Genomic DNA, 3,655 nt, shown 5'->3' on the forward strand with positions numbered 1-3,655 from the left:
GGCCCGCGGGGCTCTCCGGCGCGGACACCACCACGGGTTCGCCGGCGTCGCCGCCCGCGCGCAGCGCCGGGTCCAGGGGAACGGTGCCCAGCAGCGGCACCTGCGTGTCCAGCACCCCGGACAGCCGCTCCGCCACCTCGGCGCCGCCGCCGGTCCCGAACACATCCAGGACGGTGCCGTCTGGCAGGGTCATCGGCCCCATGTTCTCCACGACGCCGGCCACGGTCTGGCCCGTCTGCTCCGCCAGCTGACCGGCGCGCGCGGCCACCTGCGCGGCGGCGTGCTGCGGCGTGGTCACCACGAGCAGCTCCGAGGCGGGCAGCAGCTGCGCCGTCGAGATCGCGATGTCCCCGGTGCCCGGGGGCAGGTCCACGAGCAGGACGTCCAGGTCGCCCCAGTGCACATCCGTGACGAACTGCTCGAGCGCGCGGTGCAGCATCGGCCCGCGCCAGGCCACCGGTCGGTCCGCGTCGAGGAACATGCCGATCGAGATGACCTTCACGTCCCGCACCACGGGGGGCAGGATCATCCGGTCCAGCTTCGTCGGGGTGCCGGTCACGCCCAGGAGCCCGGGGATGGAGTAGCCGTGCACGTCCGCGTCGATCAGGCCGACGGCGAGCCCGCGCGCGGCGAGCGCGACCGCGAGGTTGGCCGTGACCGAGGACTTGCCCACGCCGCCCTTGCCCGAGGCCACCGCGAGGACGCGCGTGAGCGTCCCCTCCCCGAACGGGTTCGTCGGCCGAGTCGCGCGCAGGGCGTCCTGCAGCGCCAGGCGGCGCTCGGGCTCCATGACCCCGACGCGAACGTCCACGGATTCACAGCCGGGCACGACGGCGACGGCGGCGGCCACGTCCGTCTGGATCGTCCCGCGCAGGGGGCACGCGGCGATCGTGAGCAGGACCGCGACCTCGACGACGCCCGGGGCGGTCTCCACGACCGACTCCACCATGCCGAGGTCGGTGATCGGGCGGCGGATCTCGGGGTCCTGGACCGTGGCGAGCCGTTCCAGCACCCGGCGCTCGAGGTCGGTGCGGACCTCGGGCACGGGCAGGCCCAGGGCGCTCATCGGCCGCCCCCGTCCACCGGGCCCGCACCGTCGGCGGTACCGGCCGCCGGACCGGACCCCCCGGCCTCGCGGGCCTCCTGGGCCGCGAGGGTGGCGAGCGTGGTGGTCGTGGGCTCGGCGCCGGCGTCGCCGCGCCGCGCATCCCGGCCGCGGCCCTTGGTCTTCTTGTTCTTGCGGGGCTGGGCCTCGGCGCCCGGGAGGCCGGCGCGCAGCTCCTCCCGGATCTCCTCCCGGATCTCCTCCCGGATCTCCTCCCGCAGCTCGGCGCGCAGCGCCTCGCGGAGGTCGTCCCTGAGGTCGTCCTGGACGCCGCGCAGCTCGCCGCGCACGAAGTCGCGCGTGGCGACCTCCTGGACGGCCAGCCGCAGACCGGCGATCTCGCGGGTGAGGAACTCGGTGTCGGCGAGGTTGCGCTCGGCGCGGTCACGGTCCTCGCGCAGCGCGACTTTGTCCCGGTCGTCCTGGCGGTTCTGCGCCAGCAGGAGCAGGGGTGCGGCGTAGGACGCCTGGAGGGAGAGCATGAGCGTGAGCGCGGTGAAGCCGAGCTCGGCGGAGTCGAACCGCCACTCCATCGGGCCGAACGTGTTCCAGCCCAGCCAGGCGGCGCAGAACAGCGTCATCCAGACGAGGAACTGCGGGGTGCCCATGAAGCGGGCGATGCCCTCGGTGGCCTCGCCGAAGGCGTCCGGGTTCGGGGCCAGCCGGGGCACGCGGCGCCCGCTGGCGCTCAGCGGGGTGTCCAGGCCGGTGCCGCGGCCCGGGCGCAGGTCTCGCGCGGTCTGGGTCATGCTCACACCTCCGGTGTCGTGCGGCGGCGGGCCGCGGGGGTCAGGTTGCGGGGCGGGTCTCGGCGTCGTCGAGGTCCATGGCCCGCCAGTCGTCGGGCAGGATGTGGTCGAGCAGGTCGTCCACGCTCACGGCCCCGACGACGCGGTCCTGCTCGTTCACCACGGGGATGCACGTGAGGTTGTAGGTCGCGAGCTCGCGGGTCACATGGGCGATGGGGGCGAGGTCCGAGACGGGCTCGAGGTCCTTGTCCATGATGTTGCCGATCGCCTCCGGCGGCGGGTACCGCAGCAGGCGCTGGAAGTGGACGACGCCGAGGAACCGGCCCGTCGGCGTCTCCAGGGGCGGCCGGGCCACGATCACGAGCGAGGCCAGCGCGGGGGAGATCTCCTGCTGTCGGATGGTCGCCATGGCCTCGGCCACGGTGGCCTCCGGGGGGAGGATGACCGGCACGGGGGTCATGAGCGAGCCCGCGGTGCCCTCCTCGTACTCGAGCAGGCGCCGGACGTCCTCGGCGTCCTCCGGCTCCATGCGTTCGAGCAGCAGCTCCTGCTGGGAGTCGGGCAGCTCGTGGAGCAGGTCCGCCGCGTCGTCCGGGTCCATCTCCTCCAGGACGTCGGCGGCGCGGTCGATGTCCAGCTGGGAGAGGATCTGCACCTGGTCGTCGTCGGGCAGCTCCTGGAGCACGTCCGCGAGGCGTTCGTCCTGCAGCTCGCTGGCGACCTCGACGCGGCGCTTCTCCGACATGTCGTGGAGCATGTCCGCCAGGTCGGCGGGCTTGAGGTCCTCGTGCGCGGCGAGGAAGCTCGTGGCCCCCTGCGGGTCGGCCTGCGCCGTCCAGCGGGCCTCGTCCCAGTTCAGCAGGAGGTGCTCGCCCCGCTGGGCGCGGCCGAAGGGGCCGCGGCCGACGATGCGGCGCACGTACAGGTCCGAGACCAGCCAGTCGCCGTTGCGCTGCTGCTCCAGCCCGATGTCCTCCAGGAAGGCCTCGCCCGACCCGTCGGAGAGGCGCACCTTCCGGTCGAAGAGGTCGGCGGCCACCATCTGCTCGGCGCCACGGCGGGAGAACCGGCGCAGGTTGATCAGCCCGGTCGTGATGATCCGGCCCGAGTCCATGGACGTCACCCGCGTCATCGGGACGAAGACGCGCTTCTTGCCGGGGACCTCGATCACGAGGCCGGTGGCGAACGGGGCTGCGGCGGGGCCGCGGTCCAGCACGACGACGTCGCGCAGCCGTCCCAGGCGGTCGCCGAGGGGGTCGAAGACGTCCAGGCCCAGCAGGCGGGCTACGAAGATCTTGGGGGAGCTCACCGACCCAGCCTACGGCGTGCCGGGCCGCGGCTCCGTGTCCGCGGACGGCGGACCGCCGCCCGCCCGGGCGCCGGGCCGGGCACAATGGGTCCATGTCGTTCATGATGTCCAACCCTCAGCCCGGCGCCGAGCAGGGCCTGCCCCGCGGAGAGCTGCTGGCCACCTACGCCACCTACGCGCAGGCGCGCGAGCAGGTGGACCGCCTCGCCGCCACGGACTTCCCCGTGAGCGCCGTGTCGATCGTGGGCAAGGACCTGCGGGTCGTGGAGCGGGTGCGCGGCCGGCTGAACTACGCCCAGGTGGCGTTGTCCGCGGGAGTGCGCGGCGTGTTCTTCGGTGGACTGATCGGCGTGTTCCTCTACCTGCTGGCCCCCGAGGCCGGCCCGGGGCAGATCCTCACCTCCATGCTGCTGGGCCTGGCGGTGTGGCTGATCTTCGGCGTGATCGGCTTCGCGATGCGTCGGGGCCAGCACGGCTTCGCGTCCTCGCAGG

4 protein-coding genes are annotated in these 3,655 nt (G+C 73.9%); 1 reads left to right on the top strand and 3 read right to left on the bottom strand.

What is annotated here, in order from left to right; translation table 11 throughout:
• From D8M29_RS09765 to D8M29_RS09775, 3 genes are all read right to left on the bottom strand, one after another.
• On the bottom strand, positions 1-1,066 hold a 1,066-nt coding region (locus D8M29_RS09765; RefSeq protein WP_127445934.1), incomplete at its 3' end, for an Mrp/NBP35 family ATP-binding protein.
• Positions 1,063-1,854: a DUF1003 domain-containing protein gene (locus D8M29_RS09770; RefSeq protein ID WP_036339209.1), complete on the bottom strand. Its 792-nt coding sequence runs from the start codon at positions 1,852-1,854 to the stop codon at positions 1,063-1,065. The genes D8M29_RS09770 and D8M29_RS09765, both read right to left, overlap by 4 nt.
• 40 nt (positions 1,855-1,894) lie before the next feature.
• Positions 1,895-3,163 (bottom strand): magnesium transporter MgtE N-terminal domain-containing protein, encoded by a 1,269-nt coding sequence (locus D8M29_RS09775; RefSeq protein ID WP_036339212.1) that lies wholly within the window; start codon positions 3,161-3,163, stop codon positions 1,895-1,897.
• Between the two features lie 92 nt (positions 3,164-3,255).
• Between D8M29_RS09775 and D8M29_RS09780 the strand changes: the two genes are divergently transcribed.
• A partial coding sequence (locus tag D8M29_RS09780) for a general stress protein (RefSeq protein ID WP_370450164.1) occupies positions 3,256-3,655 on the top strand: 400 nt, incomplete at its 3' end.

It is taken from the genome of Micrococcus sp. HSID17227, from assembly GCF_003989405.1.
GTDB classification, from domain to species: domain Bacteria; phylum Actinomycetota; class Actinomycetes; order Actinomycetales; family Micrococcaceae; genus Micrococcus; species Micrococcus luteus.